Here is a 17,912-nt window from a genome sequence, read left to right on the forward strand (position 1 = left end):
GGTTCCATTCGAGAAAGTGAGCGCCGCATGAAGTTTCTGCTGCTGACCCTGATCACGCATCAACCCGACCCCGTGACCGGCGCTGTCGAGTCCCCGGCCCGGCGGTTGCGGCGTGCGGTCGACAGTGCCCGGCTCGCCGAGGAACTCGGATACGACGGGTTCGCCATCGGTGAGCGGCACGAGAATCCGTTCATCTCCTCCGCACCGCCGGTGGTGCTCAGCCACATTGCGGCGGTGACCTCGAGGATCGCCCTGTTCACCGGCGTCACGACGCTGAGCCTGCTCGATCCGGTGCGCGCGTTCGAGGACTACTCGACGCTGGACAACCTGTCCGGCGGGCGGCTGGAGCTGATCATCGGCAAGGACAACGGCGCGGCCCAGGCGCAGCTGTTCCACGTCACCGCCAAGGACCAGTGGGACCGTAATCATGAAGGCTACGAACTGTTCCGGTTGCTGTGGGGCAGCGACAGCGTCACGTGGAGCGGGCGGTTCCGTCCCGCCCTGATCGGCAGCCCCCGGCAGATTCTGGAGAAGATCCAGCGCTACCACGACCAGTTCGGCCACGAGGTCATCCACCTCTCCGCCGACAGCGACGGCCTCACCGGCAAACAGCACCGAGAAAGCCTCGAACTGTTCCAGTCCGAGGTGGCTCCGACTCTGCGCCAGCGCATCCCGAGCCGAGTCCTGGGCGCGCTGCGCTTCGACGCTTCTGTGCCGGAAGGTGAAGAGACCGCGCCGAGCGGGTGGACGAACTGCTCGAGCAGGTCGCGCTGCCCACCGACTACCGCAACCGCCGTCCCGCCGCGCTGTCGGGTGGCCAGCGGCAGCGGGTCGCGATCGCGCGCACCCTGGCCCTGCGCCCCGACCTGGTGGTGCTCGACGAGCCGGTGTCGGCCCTCGACGTCTCGGTCCAGGCGCAGATCCTCGAACTGCTCGAACGGCTGCAGCGCGACCTCGAGCTGAGCTACCTGTTCATCACCCACGACCTGGCCGTGGTCCGGCGCATCGCCGACCGGGTGGCGGTCATGCGCGCGGGCCGGATCGTCGAAACAGCTACCACCGCCGCGCTGTTCGACGCACCGCGGCACGAGTACACCCGCGAGCTGCTGTCGGCCATCCCGGGCGCCGACACCCGGCCCGCCCCGATCGAAAGGACGGCCTGAATGACCCTGCCGAATCCGCTCCTGCTCGGTGTCGAGCTGTCCGGCGCCGGCGCGCATCCGGCGTCGTGGCGGCGTGCCGACTCCCGTGCGGAGGACCTGTTCACCGCGGGTTACTGGCTCGATGCCATCACCGCCGCCGACGCCGCCGGTATCGATTTCGCCTGTCTGCCCGACTCGTTCGCCCTGCAGAGCGAGGGCGCGGCCGGACGACTGGAGGCGGTCGGCATCGCCGCCCGCGCCGCCGCGGCGACGCACCGGATCGGACTGGTCCCGCAGGCCACCGTGACCCACACCGAACCGTTCCACATCTCCAAAGCCATTGCGAGCCTGGACTTCGCCACTTACGGCCGCGCGGGCTGGGAGGTCACCGTCTCGCGGGAGCAGTCGAAGCTGTTCGGGCGCAAGGGCGAACAGGACGAGCCGTCGCTGTGGCACGAGGCGGACGAGGCGATCGAGGTCGCGACCCGCCTGTGGGACAGCTGGGAGGACGACGCCGAGATCCGCGACCAGGCCACGGGCCGATTCATCGATCGGGACCGGCTGCACTACATCGACTTCGCCGGAGACAACTTCTCGGTGAAGGGCCCGTCGATCACACCGCGCCCACCGCAGGGACAGCCGCTGGTCGCGGTCCGTGCCGCGGATCCGCACAGCACCCGGGTGGCGGTGCATCGCGCCGACCTGATCAGGATCGCCGCCGCCGATCTCGCGAGCGCCGCCACACTCCGCGGCGAACTGCGGGCCGCGGCCGCGGCGGCGGGGCGCGACCCGAATCTCGTTCGGGTGCTGGTCGATATCGATGTGCATGTGGCGCGGACAGTCGACCAAGCCGAAGCGGATATCGTGCAACTCGAGGCATGGACTCCGACACCGGCGCCGAACACGCTGCGCCACATCGGAACCCCGCAGACCTTGCGCGAGCTGATCGAGCGGGCGCGCACCGAATGCGCGGGCGACGGCATCGTGCTGCGCCCGCTCGCGCTGGCCGCCTTCGCCGCCCAGCTGCCCCGCCTCACCCCGACCCTGCGTGACCGGCTCGGCCTGCCGCGTCCAGCCAACCGCTACGCGACCACCGCCTGAGGACGACATGTCTAACAACAAGGTACGCAAGCAGATTCACCTCGCCGCCCACTTCCCGGGCGTCAACAACACCACGGTCTGGAGCGATCCGGACTCGCACAGCCAGATCGACTTCGACTCGTTCGTGCATCTGGCCCGCACCGCCGAGCGCGGCCTGTTCGACTTCTTCTTCCTCGCCGAGGGGCTGCGGCTGCGCGAGCACCGCGGGCGCATTTTCGATCTGGACGTCGTGGGACGCCCGGACACCTCCACCGTGCTGGAGGCGCTCGCCGGGGTGACGACGCATCTCGGACTGGCCGGGACCATCAACACCACCTTCAACGAACCCTTCGAACTGGCAAAGCAATTCGCCACCTTGGACCATCTCTCCGGCGGCCGCGCCGCGTGGAATGCGGTAACCTCCTCCGACGCGTTCACCGGCGAGAACTTCCGCCGCGGCGGCTACCTCGAGCACGCCAAGCGGTATGTGCGGGCCGCCGAGGTCGTCGATGCCACCCGGGCGCTGTGGGACAGCTGGCCCGAGCGGGCGCTGCTGGTGGACCGCGAGCGCGGGATCTTCGCGCAACCGACGCCGACCGTGCGCATCGACGGCGACCAGTTCGATATCGAGGGCCGGTTCGTCTTGCCGCGCAGCCCGCAAGGCTATCCGGTGCAGCTGCAGGCGGGCGATTCCGACGAGGGCCGCGAATTCGGCGCCGCCAAGGCCGACGCCATCTTCAGCCGCCACGGCGAACTCGAGGACGGGCAGCAGTTCTACGCCGACGTGAAGGGACGGCTCGCGAAATACGGCCGTGCCCGGGACGATCTGAAGATCCTGCCCGCGGCGGCCTTCGTACTGGGTGACAACCGCGACGACGCCGAGGAGCGGGCCCGGCACATCCGGCTCCAGCAGGTCGGGCCGCAGACGGCGATCGCCTTCCTCGAACAGGTCTGGGGCCGTGACCTTTCCGGCTACGACCCGGACGGGCCGCTGCCGGAGGTGGAACCGGCCGACAACGTCGACATCACCCGGGGCCGGGTGCGGCACGCCAAGGATCCGCGCGCCGTCGCCGAGGCCTGGCGGGCCAGGGCGGAGGCGGACGATCTCAGCATTCGCGAACTCATCATCGAGGTCACCGCACGGCAGCAGTTCGTCGGCTCCCCGAGCGAGGTGGCGGCCGAGATCGATCGCTATGTGCAGAACGACGCCGCCGACGGCTTCATCCTCGTCCCGCACCTGACTCCCGGCGGGTTGGACGAATTCGTCGAGAAGGTCGTCCCGGAACTGCAGGAGCGCGGCAGCTTCCGGACCGAGTACACCGGCACGACCCTGCGGGAGCACCTGGGTCTGCGCCATCCCCACCAGAGCAGCGAAGGAGTACGGGCGTCATGAGCACGGTCACCACCGCGAGCGGGAACAGGTCCGCCGAGGAGTTCGAAAAGCAATGGCACACCTGGCATGCCGAGCGCGAGGCCTGGGCCCGCGAGCCGTTGGGCTGGCTGAGCCTGACCGGATTGCATTGGCTCGGCGAGGCGGACGAGGCCGTCGAGGGCATTCCGGGCAGGTGGCGGGTCGACGGCGAGAACGTCGTTGTGACAGCGGATTACGCGGACGGGCTCACCCTGAACGGGGAGCCGCTCGCGGGCCGTACGGAGCTGACGCCGGGCGAAGGAGCGCCGGGCCTCGCCATCCGTGTCGGTGAGCGCAGTGTCGACGGCAGCATCGTGCTCGACTTCAATCGAGCGCAGAATCTGCCGTGCGCCTTCACCGACTACGCCACCTGCCCGGTCGCGCCCGCGGAGAACCGGCTCACCGTCGCCGTCGAGGCGGGCGAGAAGAACCCGCGGCCGGAGGTGGCGAGATGAGCGTCCCACTGTCGGTTCTGGATCTGTCGCCGGTCAGCGCGGGCTCCACCCCGCAGCAGGCCCTGCGCAACAGCGTCGACCTGGCCCGGCACGCCGAGTCCTGGGGCTATCGGCGCTACTGGCTTGCCGAGCATCATTTCGTGCAGGTGGCCAGCTCGTCGACCGCGACGCTGATCGCGCTGATCGCGGCCGCCACCAAGACGATTCGCGTCGGCTCGGCCGCCGTGCAGCTCGGCCATCACACGTCGGCGTCGGTGGTGGAGGCGTTCGGCACCATAGACGCGCTGTATCCGGGCCGCCTCGACCTGGGCCTCGGGCGTTCGGCGCACCGGGCCGCCCAGCTCCGTTCGGCCGGGGTCCCGCCGGTGCCCGCGCCGGAACGCCCGACCGAGGTGCGCGACGGGGTGGTACTGCCGCCGCCGTTCACCCCGGGGCAGCGACTCGACACCTCGCGGCTCGCGGCATCATTCGAAGCGCTGCTGCTGCCGGGCGCGGAGTCCATCGACTACACCGAGCAGGTCGAGGAGATCCGCGCGCTGCTGGAGGGGCGGTACCGCACCGCGGAAGGCATTGCGCTGCACGCGGTGCCGGGCGAGGGCGCGGAGCTGGACCTGTGGCTGTTCGGCTCGAGCGGCGGTGAGAGTGCGCAGCTCGCGGGGAAGCTCGGCCTGCCGTTCGCCGCCAACTACCACGTCTCTCCGGGGAACATCCTGGAAACCGTTGCCGCATACCGGGAGTCGTTTCGACCCTCGGAGCGCTACCCGAAACCGTATCTGGTGGTGTCGGCGGATGTGGTTGTCGCCGAGGACGATGCGGCCGCCAAGCACCTGGCATCCACGTACGGTCACTGGGTCTACAGCATCCGCAGCGGCGCGGGCGCGGCCGAATACCAGGATCCCGACACCGCGGCCCCACTCACCGAACAACAGCAGCGCCTGGTACGCGACCGCGTCACAACCCAATTCGTCGGCACCCCGGCAAGTGTCGCCCAACGCCTCACGGCCCTGCAGCAATTGACCGGCGCCGACGAACTGGTCGTCACCTCGGTGACCCACCGCCACGAGGACCGCCTGAACTCACATCGCCTGCTGGCGCGGGAATGGGGGTTGTCCCACGTGCGCGCCGCTTGATGACATGCCATGAATCCCGCCCGCTCCTCTCCGTGGTCCCGGTGCTCGCCGTGGTCGACACGCTCCTGCACGACAACCACGGCCTGCCCCTGCTGCTCGGCATGGGCCTGGGCTACCTCACCCCTGGCCCCACAAGGTCATCGCTATCGTGGATGACGAGGTCACCAGGCGGTCGAGACCAGACCGGTCGACACGCTGATCGGGAGGAACGGTGGATCATGGCAGCAGACCTGGCCGTTACTCGCGCGCTGGTGATACCCGCATCCGAGCTACGCGAGCGCTTCTCGCGCTCGTCCGGTCCGGGCGGGCAGCACGTCAACACCACCGACAGCCGGGTCGAGCTGTCGTTCGACCTCGCCAACTCGCCCTCGGTGCCGGACCGGCTGCGCGCCCGGATGCTCGACCGCCTGGCCACCCGCCTGGTCGACGGGGTTCTCACCATCGCCGCATCGGAGCAGCGCGCACAGCCGCAGAACCGCGCGGCCGCCCGCGAACGCCTGGCCTCGTTACTGCGTGACGCCGCTGCCGCCCCGCCACCCGTCCGCCGCGCCACCAAGCCCACGCGCGGGGCACAGGAACGGCGCATCTCCGCGAAGAAGCGGCGTGGCATCACCAAACGCAACCGCCGCATCTCCCCCGACGACTAGTTGAGGGCAGCGCCACTGGTCGGCGAACTGTGCCGGTCCTGACCCGCGTCCACCGGCAACGCCCGGGACAGGTTACTCGTCTTCGCTGGCGGCGACCATTTCCAGGACTCGGGGGCGGTTGGCCGGATCGAGGAGGAGGGCCGCGGACCAGAGGTAGCCGGACAAGCCGAGCGGAGGTCGGGTGATTTCCATTGCGGGGGTGAATAATTCGGAGATGCCGCGTTCGGGGAGGTAGCGGTAGGTGAGGGCGACCCACTCGTTGCCGCGGGCGTCGTAGATGACCGCGTTGCACATCTCCTCCGCCATGGGGCGGTCGGGGAGGCGGCCCTCGAGCATGATTCGGCGCATCTCGCCCGAGGCGGTCTCCTCGGGGGTGAACTCCTCGCAATAGCCCTCGAAGAGAAGTCCGAAGCCCCACAGCGGAATTCCCGAATGCTTCATCTGCGCGGCGAGATAGTGCACCGGATCCATCTGGGACGCGTCGGTCTCGTCGTTGTGCAACGGTCCCGCGGGCACGGCGAGCTCGCCGCTGGAATCCGCGGCGAGCCCGAAGAACAGCGGCGGCGAATCCCAGCCCTGATGCTGATCGAGCATCCAGTGGGTGAGTTCGCGAATGGTCTTGTCGCTGGGGTAGTGGATGGGGGCCGGGCCGGTAGTCACGGTGGTGTTCCTTCCTCGGCATGAGAGCGGCCCCGCTCCACTCACAGTGGGGCGGGGCCGCCCTGTGTCGCTGTTGAATTTAGCTGGCGCGGTGGAGATCTCCGTTCGTCACGCCGGTCAGTAGGGCATCCCACTCGGTGGGGGCGAAGACGAGGGCGGGGCCGGTGGGGTTCTTGGAGTCGCGGATGCCGACGTGGCCGTCGTCCAGGAAAGCGACCTCCACGCACTCTTGGTTGGCTCCGCTGCGGCTGCTCTTGAACCAGGAGGCGTCTGAAAGATCAACGCTCATACCGAATACTCCCTTGCCGTCTTCCTGAGCAGATCCCTGCTGGTCTGTGTCGTCAACGCTACACGGCCCAGCGCCCTATGGGCGTCGCGGTAAGCCCGAACATCTCGCTCCTCCTCGTAATACAGGGCACCGCGGTAACTCTCGACGTAGACGACCGACGGTTCGATGGGCAAGCGATTCGGGCCGATCCCGAAGTCGAGAATGATAAACGGCCCGGTCAGCTCTCCGAGAGGTATGCCTGCCGAGTGCGGCAGGATCCGGATCTCGATGTTCGAACGAGTGCTCAGGTCGGCAAGGTGACGCAGTTGAGCGGCCATGATCCGCCGATTGCCGACAATACGATGGAGAACCGACTCGTCGAGAATCACATCGACTGCGGCAGGACGCGTTTTCCGTGTGATCAAGATCTGACGGCGTATCCGCATCTCGACGCGGCGGGAGATCTCGTTGTCGAGATCGCCCGGGTGACCGATTCGGTACAACACTCGGGCATAGTCGGGCGTCTGGAGAATGCCCGGTACCAGCTCCACATACGAAGTCCATGTGGCTGCGGCCGACTCCAACCCCATGTAGACATCGAAGCTCACCGGGATCAGATCTCCGTACTGGTGATACCAACTCGTCGTACTGCCCTGCTGCGCCAACCCTTTCAGCGCCTCCGTGATCGTCGGGTCGGCCCCCACGACCTGGCAGATCGCTTCCACGTCCTCGAGTTGGATGGTGCCAGCGCCCCCTGTCTCGAGCCGCTGCACCGTCGACGCCCCGCGCTCGATGAGCCGGGCTACCTCGGCGATCGTCATGCCTGCCTGTTGTCGCAGGTCTCGCAGGTACCGCCCGAGCTGTCGTCGGGGGACCGTGGACCCGGGCGTGGTGGAGCTGGTTTCGGACATCGAACCTCCTGCTCTGGATGCGAAGAGCTCAGATTTGGATATCGCCCTGGGGAATCTCTGGATATTTGTTCCGATGTGCTCGGACGCCACTCTCGCGAAATGCCTCGGTTCGAGTGGATTCCCCGTAATGCCAACCATTGCGACCGCCTCTGAGCTGAGCTGACTGCGCGCTCGGAGGGAGCTGCTCCACGAATTCGAATCCCGAACCCCCCTACTCCTTGGGGTCGGGCGTCCAGACCGACGACGAACCGAGGTACCGATGAATCAGCCAACCGGACCCGTTGCTGATGCACCCGAACAGAACGCCGAACAGTGGGACGAACACCATCCTAATCCGAGTCGCCCGAGGGAGGTGGGCTGATCGTGAGTATTTGGTACGTGCTGTCCAGCATCGTGGCGACCCTCGCCGCGTGCGGCTGCGCGGTGATCGCGGTCGGATGCGTCTGGCCCACCGAAGAACCGCGCCGTTCGCTCCCGGCGACTCGACCGCCCGGGGCGCGCCGCCCGCTACGACCGATCGAGTGGCCGCAGGCGTGGACGTGCGATATGCCCACCCGCCCACTGACACTCGCCGATGCCCACCGCGCCCTGCAACTGCACCGCGACCACGGTTGCGCGCGCAAACGAGCCGCATTCACCACGCTGGTGGCATTCGGCCACATCAATCCCGAATCCACACGCCGACAACACTCGGCGAGCGACCGACACGCTTCTTGATATTTCTCCACGCCCGCAATGTCTTTGGGCGAGTGACGGTTTGATTTCGGCACATCCGGGGTACTCCTGAGCAGTGACGAGTGGAAAGGCGCTGCGCCATAAGAGATGACGCCCCGGATCACCAGACCGGCTCAGAGGTCGAGAGGGGAACAGGTTTGTCAACTGCAACACGGGGAACGAGAGATCGGGACCCGAACAAAGGATATGTAGCCCTACTGGGGTGGAGTCTGAATGCGGTGGAGGCGGTCGACCGATTCGACCGCAGGTATATCGTGGTGGCTCCGGAGTGGGCGAAAGATTACTGTGCAGAGCATGGAATTCCCTATATTCCATGGAATTTCGAACGTCTCAACGAGCGTTCGTTGGAGATCGCGGAAACGCTGCTCGAGAAGGGTGTCGACGTAGCCATTCCCATCTTCGAGGAGACCGTCGAGTGGGCCGGTGCGATCAACTCCGTGCTGCTCGACAACCCACGGCTGTTCGGGCAGGCGATGCTGCTGCGCGACAAGGCACTGATGAAGCGGCGTGCACAACTCGGCGGTATTCGGGTGGGAATCTTCGAGGAGGCCCACGAGCGCGACGACGTCATCCGATTCCTGCGCCGCGTCAACCAGACCCTGCTGAAGCTCGACGGCGACCCGAACGACCCGATCCACATCAAGGCATTCGACAAGGCGGGCTGCCTCGGCCACCGGGTCATACGCACGCCCGACGAGGTCGACACGATCCCGGACGAGGATTTCCCGGTGCTGATGGAATCCCATCTGGACGGGTGGGAGTTCGCGGTCGAGGCGTGGATACACGACGGGAAGATCCGCTTCCTGAACATCTCCGAATACGTGACCCTCGGCTACTCCGTCTTCGTCCCGGCGACGCCGGAGCTCGAGCGGTACCGGCCGGAGATCACCCGGCAGGTGGAAAAGCTGATCAAGACATTCGACATCGAATTCGGATTCGTACACCCCGAATATTTCGTGACCAGCGACGGCGAAATGTACTTCGGCGAAGTCGCCTATCGTCCACCGGGATTCAAGGTATTCGAACTGCTCGAGCGGGCCTACGGGTTCAACGCGTACCACGCGCTGGTCCTGGCCTTCGATCCGAAGACGACCGAAGAGGAGATCACGTCGTTCTTCCCGCGGGAAGTGGTGGACGCGAAGGTGCACGCGGGCTGCTTCGGCGTGTACCCGCGGCGGCGGGTGGTCAATCAGTTGTCGCTGCCGGAAGAGACCGAGGACCACGATTACTTCGATTCACACGAGCTCACGGCACCGAGAGAGGAAAAAGTCACCAAACGCACCGCATACGGAAACCATTGGGGCCTCTTGTACTTCGTCGGCGACGACCCGTACACTCTGCGGGATCTGCTGAAGCGGCAAGAAGAGCTCGACTTCTACATCTAATCCGTTCGACAGCAACGGCTCACGGGGAGGATCCTGATTGAGTCTACTCAGCAGCGACAGGGCAACCCTGGACAGACGTCTGGCCACCCTGGACGAGGCCACGCAATCCCTCGCGGAGGCGGGCGATTTCGGCAAGCAGGTCAAATTGCCGAGGGTTCTCGATGCGCTGCGACGGGTGCTGCTGCTCCCCGAGGGGTGCGCGGCGGTCCGGGCGCGTGCGATCGGGCTGGAGGCCGCGGGCCTGTTCGCCGGGACCGACTGGGCGCGGCCGCAGATCCTGATCCCGTCGCTGAGCACCGGCTCGCTGCAGAGCGCGAACGCGCACACCGTGGTCCTGGAGACGGTGAGCGAGTTGCGGATGCTCGCGATCGCCAAGGGTGAACACCAGCACCCGACGGTCTCCGCGGAGCATGCGCAGAACCATCTGTCCCAGGTGCTGGCGATCAATCTGTCCCTGCTGTTCGTGCCCCCGTCGGAGGCGGAGCGGGAACGGCAGGGACGGATGGCCCAGGTGTCGCGGTCGTTGCTCGCCTACCTCGTCGAAGCGGTGGGATACGAAAAGGTGCTGGAGAACCTGGTCGACGAGATCTGGCGAATTCTGCGCCAACGCCCCATCCAGGTCGATTCCGTCAAGCGGATGATCACCCAGATCGCCGTCGCCCGCAGCAATCCGGATATCGACCTGGGTGCCAGCGGCCTCGGAGCGGACCGGCTGATCAGCAGCCTCTACGGCACCACCGACGGGTGCCGGGAGGATCCCGGGGTCGAGGTCTACCGTGCGCGCCTGGAATCCATGGACGATGCCGCATTGCAGTACGAGGCAGCGGGATTCGCGCGGTCGATTCACGATACGGGCCTGGTCTCGCCCTATCACGCCGTGCTGCTGCGCTTTCTGCTCGGGCGGGGCGAATACCTGCTCGCCGAGGCGATGGGATTGTCCAGTACCGGCCGCGATTGCCTGCTGTGCTACCACGAATTGGTGCGCTGCCTCATCGCGGAGGCCGTACACGTCGAAACGGCGCAGTGCATCTACGGGCTGGCGTTGATGCTGGAGCGCGGCATTCTCTATCAGCCGCCGGTCGCGCCCGCGATGTGGCGGCAGCTGGCGCTGCAGCTGTCGCCGTATTCGCAACAGCGAATCATCGAGGTGTTCGGGCCCGCCCCCGAACCCCGGGCCTGGCTACTGGCGGGCACGTTGTCGATGCTGGGATTGCCGCTGGGTGTCGGCCAGGGTGACAACCCCACTTGTCAAGCGGCGCGGGCATTGTCGATGTGGTCCTACAACGACCCCGACTATCTGCTGCAAACCGTGGCATGGGCCGCGCGCGACGACGAGATCGTCATGCATTTCGAGGGGCAGCCGATTTCCTCGCGGGAAGTCGGCGCCGGTGTCGCCACCAGCCTGCCGCAGGACCTGGACCCGGTGTCGGTGCTGGTGGTTCCGCACCTGGACCGGATCTACGCGGAAATGGGACGACGCTGTGTCGGTCGCGAAGGGGACCCGCACCGCTGGATCAATCCCGAATTCCACGGCTGGTGGTCCGGCCGCGGATTCCGCATCAATGTCGACGTGGCGACGGGCAACCTCACCGACCTCGACGAATTCCTGCGGCACTTCTACGCCGGATACCACCCCTTCTACAACGGCAACCAGCCGCTGATCCACCCGCAGCCCGCCGGTATCGCCGTCACCGACAGCGCGGCCCGATTCGTCGGCTGGCACGCCATCACCGTGCTGCGCGTGAGTCTCGACCCGCAGGAGACGATGCGGGTCTACTTCTACAACCCCAACAACGACAGCGGCCAGGACTGGGGCGACGGCATCGTCGTCGGCACGGCCGGTCACGGCGAGCGCTTCGGTGAAGCCTCCCTGCCCTTCGAGCAGTTCGCCTCCCGCCTCTACATCTTCCATTTCGACCCGCTGGAGCCCGGCGAACTGGCCGCGGTCGAGCGCGAAGAACTGGACCGCGTGATCGGCTACGTGCACCGCAGCTGGGGCGCCGACCGGGTCGCCTGAGGTTGAAATCACGGTGATCCCAACCGATGCGTACCGCCCGGTCTGGCGTCCAGAAGACATGGGATGTTAGCTTCTAAGGCATGTCCTCCAGCCGACCGAATGCCACGCGGGTCACGTACATGACCGTCGCGCTCGGTGTGCGGCTGCCGCGGCAGCGGGAGCTGTGTTGCTCCCTGCCGCGCAGCTGAGAACCGCTCCTCGTCTCCCGAGTCCGGGCCCTTCTCGCTGCCTTGTTGCTGTTCCGGATCGATACGTCCGCGGTGCGCCCGCGGACCACAACAAGGATTACGCACATGACGAGCCCCACCCTCGAGCGATCGTCCTCGCAGACCCTGAACTCTCGGGCCGTTGCCCCGCGCCCCGCGGTGCCACCCGAATTGCGCATTGCCGACAACCCGGCGGCCGCGGTCCTGCGTGCGGCGGTGCGCGGGCCGATCTTCCGCGATACCGCCGCGCAGACAACGGGTTTGAGCATTGCGACGGTGAATCGCCAAGTGTCCGCGCTGCTTTCGGCCGGGCTGCTGCGAGAACGCGCCGACCTCACCGCATCCGGCGCCGTCGGGCGTCCCCGGGTGCCCTTCGAGGTCGATACCGACACCTACGCCACCGTGGGCGTGCACATCGGCGCCACGGTCACCCGCATCATCGCCGCCGACCTGTCCGGCCGCATCCTCGGCGGCCTGGAGATCGCGACCCCGCAGGCCGGGGTCGACGCCGCACTCACCATCATCGCCCGCAGCGCCAAGGCGTTCCTGGACCGCCTGCCGCGCCGCCGCCCGCTGTGGACCGGGGTGGCGCTGGCGGGCCGGGTGGACCCGGCCGCCGGGGTGGTCGACCACCCGCGGCTGGGCTGGCGGACGGCGCCGGTGGCCGCGGCCTTCGGCACGGTGCTCGACCTGCCCGTCTCGGTGTCCGCGCACGTCGAGGCGATGGCGGCCGCCGAACTGCTGCTCACCCACGACGGGACGGGGGAGGCGCGGCCCGGTTCGAGTCTCTACATCTACGCCCGCGAGACAGCGGGCATCGCGGTCACGCTGCACGACCGCGTGCACACCCCGACCAACGGGCCAGGATCCATCGCGCATCTGCCGACCGGTTCCGACGTGGAGTGCTCGTGCGGTCGGCGCGGCTGCCTGGAGGCCACCATCGGCGAGGCGGCGCTGCTGGGCCGGGCCGTGCGGGCGGGCATCGTCCCCAAGCGCGAGGCCCCGCGCCGTCCGCTGATCGCCGATCTGTACCGCGCTGCCGAGGGCGGTTCGGAACCGGCGCGCGAGCTGCTGGCGGAGCGGGCCGAAATCCTCGGCCACACGGCGGCTCTGGTGCGGGACATGTTCAACCCGGACCGAGTCGTCCTGGGCGGCCAGGCATTCACGGGTTACCGGCCCGGAATCGACCGCGTGGTCAAGGCTTTCGCGCAGGGCACCACCCTGCCTCCCGCCGATCTCCGGATCAGCCGGTTCGGTGGCCGCGTCCAGGAGCACGCCGCGGCGGTGACCGCCCTGAGCGTCTTCTACGCCGACCCGCTGTCGGCCATGCGCCGCAGCATCCGCACCGCCCGCTGAGGCGCGACGGGCCGAACGCTACACTAACCGGAAGAAATTCGTCCATTTCTTTCGGAGGTGGTGGCGATGGCCGATCATCTGCGGGCCGATGCGCGCAGCAATCGCGACCAGATCCTGGCGGCGGCCCAGGTGGTGTTTCGGGAGCAGGGCGTCGATGTGCCGATGAAGGAGATCGCGGACCGGGCCGGGGTGGGAGTCGGCACGCTGTACCGGCGCTTCCCCGATCGGGGTGCGCTGATCAGTGCGGCGGCCCAGGCGTACCTGCAGGCGCTGGCGGACCTGGCCGACGCCGCCTGGCGCGAGGAGGGCCGGGCCTGGCCCGCGCTCGGGCGCTTCCTACGCGAATGCGCCGAACTGGGCCTGGGCGCCACGGCGTCGGCGATCGAACCGGCGCTGCACGCCGACATCCAGGCGGACCGGAGCCTCGCCGCGATTCGCGGGAATATCGCCGAGCAGATGGCCAGGATGACCGCGCAGGCGCAGGTCGACGGCGAGCTGCGCACCGATGTGGACGCGCAGGACATGGCCCGTCTGATGACATTGCAGATCTACGTGCGCCCCGACGAGTCGCACGAGCGCGCGGTACGGCGCACGATGGATATCGTGCTGGACGGCCTGCGCGCTAGGTAGTGTGCGACGGTGACCGACGAACGTAATGTGTTCCGGCGAACCGGCTTAGGCCGCCGGAATCTGATGCTCGGCGCGCTGGGCCTCACCGTGGCCGCCTGCGCGGACACCGACGCCCGGACATCGCAGCCGCCCGAGGCGGATCCGGTGTCGAGTACTCGGGTCGACTCGGCCGCTGCCGAGGAGCATTTCGCCGCGCTGGAGCGGAAATACGATGCGCGCCTGGGTGTCTACGCCGTGTCGACCGGTACGGCGGTGTCGCTGGCCTATCACGCGGACGACCGCTTCGCCTTCTGCTCCACGTTCAAGACGCTCGCGGCGGCCGCCGTGCTGCAGCGGCGTCCGATGTCCTACCTCGACACGGTCGTCCGGTACACGCGGGAGGAGGTGAACTCGATCTCGCCGATTACCCAGGACCACATCGAGACCGGCATGACCGTCCGCGAGCTGTGCGACGCCGCAATTCGATTCAGCGACGGCACCGCGGGCAACCTGCTGATGCGCGATATCGGCGGGCCGGAGCAGTTGACCGCCTACCTGCGCAGTCTGGGCGACACCGTCGGCCGCATGGACCAGTACGAGCCGGAGCTGAACAGCGATCCGCCCGGCGATCCCCGCGACACCATCACGCCGCGCGCGCTCGCCGCCGACTACCAGCAGGTCGTGCTCCGCGGGGCGCTGCCGCCGGAAAAGCAGGCGCTGCTGAAGGATTGGCTGCAGCGCAGCACCACCGGCGCGCAAACCATCCGGGCCGGGGTGCCCGCCGGTTGGACCGTCGCCAACAAGACGGGGCACGGTGATTTCGGCCGCGCCAACGATGTCGCCGTCGTCTGGCCGCCCGACGGCGCACCGCTGGTGCTGGCGATCATGACCGATCGGGTCGGATTCGACGTCGCGCCACCGTATCCCATGATCGCGGACGCCGCGGCCTACCTCACCAAGGCGTTCCGTCCGCCCGCGCGGTAGCGCGTCACCACCGGCTGCTCGTGCCGAACAAGCCGTCCAGCGCGGTGATGAAGAACGGGAAGTGACCGGCGAACCGGTGCAGGTTCTGATCGCGGTCGAAACCGCCGAACCAGTACAGGCCCGCCTGCCGGTCGGCGCCGGGGTTCAGCTCCCGGAAGGTGCGGATCCAATTGTCCGTGCGCCCGCCGACGATCGTGAACGGCAGCGCCCGGGAGAAGATCACCTCGCGGTCGGCGGGCGGAATCCGGTCGGGGCCAACGGCGTCCAGCCCGCGCTGCAGGGCTCGCACCTGCCCGGCCAGCTGTCGTCCGGCGGCGGTGCGGACCGGCAGGTAGCGCGGCAGCAGCAGCGCCGCCACACCGCCGAGCGCGATCGCGACACCGACCAGCGCGTGGCCGCCGGTGATCGCCAGCGTGACGGTCACCCCGGCCCCGATCACCACCAGCGCGGCGCCCAGCCAGAACGCCGCCCCGCGCCGGGTCCGATCGACCAGCGTGCCCCGCGTGAGCGCATCCTCGCGCAGTGCCGCGCGGGCCGCTTCGCCGCTCACCCGGCCCGCCTGCCGCAGCTCCGAGACCAGCACCGACTCGGTGCCGTCGGGCAGCAGCGCCCGGTACACCGCCTGCTCGTAGCCGCGCAGTTGATCGTCGGCCGGGTTCACGCGGCTGATCCGCCAGTCCGAATCGCTGACCTGGGTGACCCAGATGTAGCGGCGCACCGCGAGATCGACGACGGTCGCGGCCAGATCGCTCGCATCGGCGGATCCGTCGAGCAGCAGTCCCGCCTCGCCCGGCAGCACGCCGCCCGGGGACGCGAACTGGGCCTGATTCCCGTTCTGCTGCACCGGATCCAGCGTGTCCTGCCCGGCCAGCACCGCCGCGTCCTGCCGCCGCGCCCACGCCACGTACCCGGCGGCCGCGGCCAGGCCCAGCAGCAGCGCGCCGAAGGCGACGAGCACCGGCGTCGTGATCGCGAAGGCGCTCGGCTCCGTGCCGGTGATATCGGCATTGGCGGGCACGGTGCCCGGCGGCATCTGCAGCGTGAGGTCGATCATGTCGCCCTTGCGCAGGCCCTCCTTGTACAGTGTCAGCACGCCGTCCGGCTCCACCCGCACATCGGCGCAGGGCTGCGACGTGCCCACCGGACCGATCTTGCAGTCGACGATGCCCATCTGATAGCTGGGGCTGATCACCGAGGCGTTGATCGATGCGACATCGGTGTTGAGCACCCCGCTCCACCGGAAGATCTGGGTGCCGGGCGCATCGTTGACCACGTTGTGCACGGTGTACCGGTACGACGACTCGCCGGGCTGCGCGTCGATGCTGAACCGGTCCCCGTCCACCTTCGCCGTGCCGGGACCGGTAGCGGAGACGTCGGTGACGCTGAAGCGTCGTTCCCCTTTGTCCTTCAACGCGACCCGCAGCGGCACCGCCATATGGAACTCGCCACCCGGCGGCACCTGGACAGTCTCCGCGACCTCGAGCAAACCCTGCTCGCTCAGCTTGATGTCGGCGTTGATCGTGACGCCACCGACCGGCTCCTGAGCCTGGGCCGCGGGCGAGGCCACGAACAACCCCACCAGAACCAGCAACAGAGCGCCCAGGGCGCCCCCCCGAAAGATCAGCATGGGCCGTAGCTTAGACGGCTTGCTATCCTGCGTCAGCGGCTGTTTGGAGACCTGGAAGAACTGGGGGCACGGGGGAGTGAGTCAACCACCCTACGGGCATGGTGGGAATCCGCCCGGCTATGGTGCACCGCCGCCAGGCTATCCCGCGGTTCCGCCCGGTCGTGCCGCGCAGGCGCCGCGCCACGGCACTCCACCTGGTTACGCCGCACCCCCGGGGCATGCTGCGCCTCCTGGGTACGCGCCGGGGCCTCTGGGCTACGGTGCGCCCTCGGGGTATTCCGCACCGCCGCCGGGTTATGCACCGCCGCCGGGTTACGGTGCGCGTCGGCCGGTTCCGGGGTATCGGCCGCCGATCGGGCCGCCGCCGCCCTACGGTCCGCCGGGGCGGCCGCCGCAGCGCAAGCGCGGGGGTGGAGGTTCGGCCGCGGTCTTGATCGTGCTCATTCTGCTGGTGACCAGTGGGCTGGTGCGTACCGCGATCCGCACCGGCGTGCACGTCGCGAACTCCGGGGACCAGCCGAGCTACACCTACGCGCCGACCACCGGAAAGTCGTCGGGGACGGCGGGGATCGCGGCGACCGACGCCAATCCGCTGGTGGCGGATCCGGGTTCGCCGCTGAGCCCCGCCCGCTGCGACTACGCGCCGTGGGGCACCCAGGTCGACGCCGCGCGCAAGTTCTTCGAGAGCGCGGCGACCTGCCTCGAGCAGGCATGGCGGCCGGTGATGTCGGCCGCGAAACTGTCGTTCGCGCCCCCGAACCTGAGCGTCACCGCGACCACCGCCGGGATCAGCACGCCCTGCACCGGCAGCAGCAGCAATTTCGCGGCCTTCTACTGCGGCGCCAACCAGACCATCTACATGCCGGTGAGCCAGCTGCAGACCGAGATGTTCAAGGATCGGTGGGAGATCTACCTGTCGGTGTTCGCCCACGAGTACGGCCACCACGTCCAGGCCCAGTCCGGAGTCCTGCTCGAGGCCAACAAGCAGCGCCGCGAATCCGGCACCAGCAGCGCGCGGGGGCTGGAACTCTCGCGGCGAGTCGAATTGCAGGCCAACTGTTTCGACGGCATGTTCTTGGCGGCCACCGCGGGCGGCGGCTCGCTGACGCCGACCCAGACCGGCAACACCAAGAAGGACGCCTACGGTCGCGGCGACAGCCCCGGCGATATGCGCGATCATGGCTCCGCACAGCACATGGGCGACTGGTTCAGCATCGGCTTCGACCAGAACCGGTCCGCGCAGTGCAACACATTCAAAGCCCCAGCGAGTCAGGTGAGTTGATTCCCTC

16 protein-coding genes and 2 pseudogenes are annotated in these 17,912 nt (G+C 68.2%); 14 read left to right on the forward strand and 4 right to left on the reverse strand.

Going from position 1 to position 17,912, the window contains the following annotated elements:
- Window positions 1-27: 27 nt before the first annotated feature.
- The 7 genes and pseudogenes from ACYVLQ_RS11415 to arfB form a co-directional block, all read left to right on the forward strand.
- Window positions 28-486 (forward strand): annotated as a pseudogene (locus tag ACYVLQ_RS11415) (LLM class flavin-dependent oxidoreductase); the annotation flags it as partial.
- 242 nt (window positions 487-728) lie between these two features.
- Window positions 729-1,163, forward strand: a pseudogene (locus ACYVLQ_RS11420) (ATP-binding cassette domain-containing protein); the annotation flags it as partial.
- On the forward strand, window positions 1,164-2,243 hold the full coding sequence (locus ACYVLQ_RS11425; RefSeq protein ID WP_460697363.1) for an LLM class flavin-dependent oxidoreductase: 1,080 nt from the start codon (window positions 1,164-1,166) through the stop codon (window positions 2,241-2,243). It begins immediately after the preceding pseudogene.
- 7 nt (window positions 2,244-2,250) lie between these two features.
- Window positions 2,251-3,615 (forward strand): NtaA/DmoA family FMN-dependent monooxygenase, encoded by a 1,365-nt coding sequence (locus ACYVLQ_RS11430; RefSeq protein WP_460697364.1) that lies wholly within the window; start codon window positions 2,251-2,253, stop codon window positions 3,613-3,615.
- Entirely contained in the window at window positions 3,612-4,088 is a 477-nt protein-coding gene (locus tag ACYVLQ_RS11435; protein ID WP_460697365.1) for a DUF1684 domain-containing protein, read from the forward strand. Before ACYVLQ_RS11430 ends, ACYVLQ_RS11435 begins: the two co-directional genes overlap by 4 nt.
- Window positions 4,085-5,218, forward strand: a complete 1,134-nt coding sequence (locus ACYVLQ_RS11440) for an LLM class flavin-dependent oxidoreductase (protein ID WP_460697366.1) — start codon at window positions 4,085-4,087, stop codon at window positions 5,216-5,218. The genes ACYVLQ_RS11435 and ACYVLQ_RS11440 overlap by 4 nt, the downstream gene beginning before the upstream one ends.
- Before the next feature lie 218 nt (window positions 5,219-5,436).
- Window positions 5,437-5,865, forward strand: a complete 429-nt coding sequence (gene arfB / locus ACYVLQ_RS11445; RefSeq protein WP_460697367.1) for an alternative ribosome rescue aminoacyl-tRNA hydrolase ArfB — start codon at window positions 5,437-5,439, stop codon at window positions 5,863-5,865.
- A 72-nt stretch (window positions 5,866-5,937) separates the two neighbouring features.
- Here arfB and ACYVLQ_RS11450 read toward each other — a convergent pair whose 3' ends face one another.
- The 3 genes from ACYVLQ_RS11450 to ACYVLQ_RS11460 all read right to left on the reverse strand — a co-directional run bounded on the left by ACYVLQ_RS11450 (window position 5,938) and on the right by ACYVLQ_RS11460 (window position 7,704).
- Window positions 5,938-6,525: a hypothetical protein gene (locus tag ACYVLQ_RS11450; protein ID WP_460697368.1), complete on the reverse strand. Its 588-nt coding sequence runs from the start codon at window positions 6,523-6,525 to the stop codon at window positions 5,938-5,940.
- Between the two features lie 79 nt (window positions 6,526-6,604).
- A complete protein-coding gene (locus tag ACYVLQ_RS11455) occupies window positions 6,605-6,814 on the reverse strand; it encodes a DUF397 domain-containing protein (protein ID WP_460697369.1) in 210 nt (69 codons plus the stop codon).
- Entirely contained in the window at window positions 6,811-7,704 is an 894-nt protein-coding gene (locus tag ACYVLQ_RS11460; RefSeq protein ID WP_460697370.1) for a helix-turn-helix domain-containing protein, read from the reverse strand. Before ACYVLQ_RS11460 ends, ACYVLQ_RS11455 begins: the two co-directional genes overlap by 4 nt.
- 363 nt (window positions 7,705-8,067) lie before the next feature.
- On the opposite strand from ACYVLQ_RS11460, the gene ACYVLQ_RS11465 reads away from it, so the two are divergent.
- The 6 genes from ACYVLQ_RS11465 to bla all read left to right on the forward strand — a co-directional run bounded on the left by ACYVLQ_RS11465 (window position 8,068) and on the right by bla (window position 14,996).
- On the forward strand, window positions 8,068-8,421 hold the full coding sequence (locus ACYVLQ_RS11465) for a hypothetical protein (protein WP_460697371.1): 354 nt from the start codon (window positions 8,068-8,070) through the stop codon (window positions 8,419-8,421).
- Window positions 8,422-8,576: 155 nt separating this feature from the next.
- Window positions 8,577-9,824, forward strand: coding sequence for an ATP-grasp domain-containing protein (locus ACYVLQ_RS11470; protein WP_460697456.1), 1,248 nt, complete (start codon window positions 8,577-8,579; stop codon window positions 9,822-9,824).
- Window positions 9,825-9,861: 37 nt separating this feature from the next.
- Window positions 9,862-11,841, forward strand: coding sequence for a hypothetical protein (locus ACYVLQ_RS11475; RefSeq protein ID WP_460697372.1), 1,980 nt, complete (start codon window positions 9,862-9,864; stop codon window positions 11,839-11,841).
- A 293-nt stretch (window positions 11,842-12,134) separates the two neighbouring features.
- Complete coding sequence (locus tag ACYVLQ_RS11480; RefSeq protein WP_460697373.1) at window positions 12,135-13,403, forward strand: ROK family protein; 1,269 nt, start codon at window positions 12,135-12,137, stop codon at window positions 13,401-13,403.
- Between the two features lie 66 nt (window positions 13,404-13,469).
- Complete coding sequence (locus ACYVLQ_RS11485; protein ID WP_460697374.1) at window positions 13,470-14,033, forward strand: TetR/AcrR family transcriptional regulator; 564 nt, start codon at window positions 13,470-13,472, stop codon at window positions 14,031-14,033.
- 63 nt (window positions 14,034-14,096) lie between these two features.
- On the forward strand, window positions 14,097-14,996 hold the full coding sequence (gene bla / locus ACYVLQ_RS11490) for a class A beta-lactamase (protein WP_460697457.1): 900 nt from the start codon (window positions 14,097-14,099) through the stop codon (window positions 14,994-14,996).
- A gap of 4 nt (window positions 14,997-15,000) precedes the next feature.
- Here the strand turns inward: bla and ACYVLQ_RS11495 are convergent, their stop codons facing one another.
- Window positions 15,001-16,623, reverse strand: a complete 1,623-nt coding sequence (locus ACYVLQ_RS11495) for a DUF2207 family protein (RefSeq protein WP_460697375.1) — start codon at window positions 16,621-16,623, stop codon at window positions 15,001-15,003.
- Between the two features lie 436 nt (window positions 16,624-17,059).
- Between ACYVLQ_RS11495 and ACYVLQ_RS11500 the strand changes: the two genes are divergently transcribed.
- On the forward strand, window positions 17,060-17,905 hold the full coding sequence (locus tag ACYVLQ_RS11500; protein WP_460697458.1) for a neutral zinc metallopeptidase: 846 nt from the start codon (window positions 17,060-17,062) through the stop codon (window positions 17,903-17,905).
- Window positions 17,906-17,912: the final 7 nt, after the last annotated feature.

The sequence above is a fragment of the Nocardia thraciensis genome, assembly GCF_054782435.1.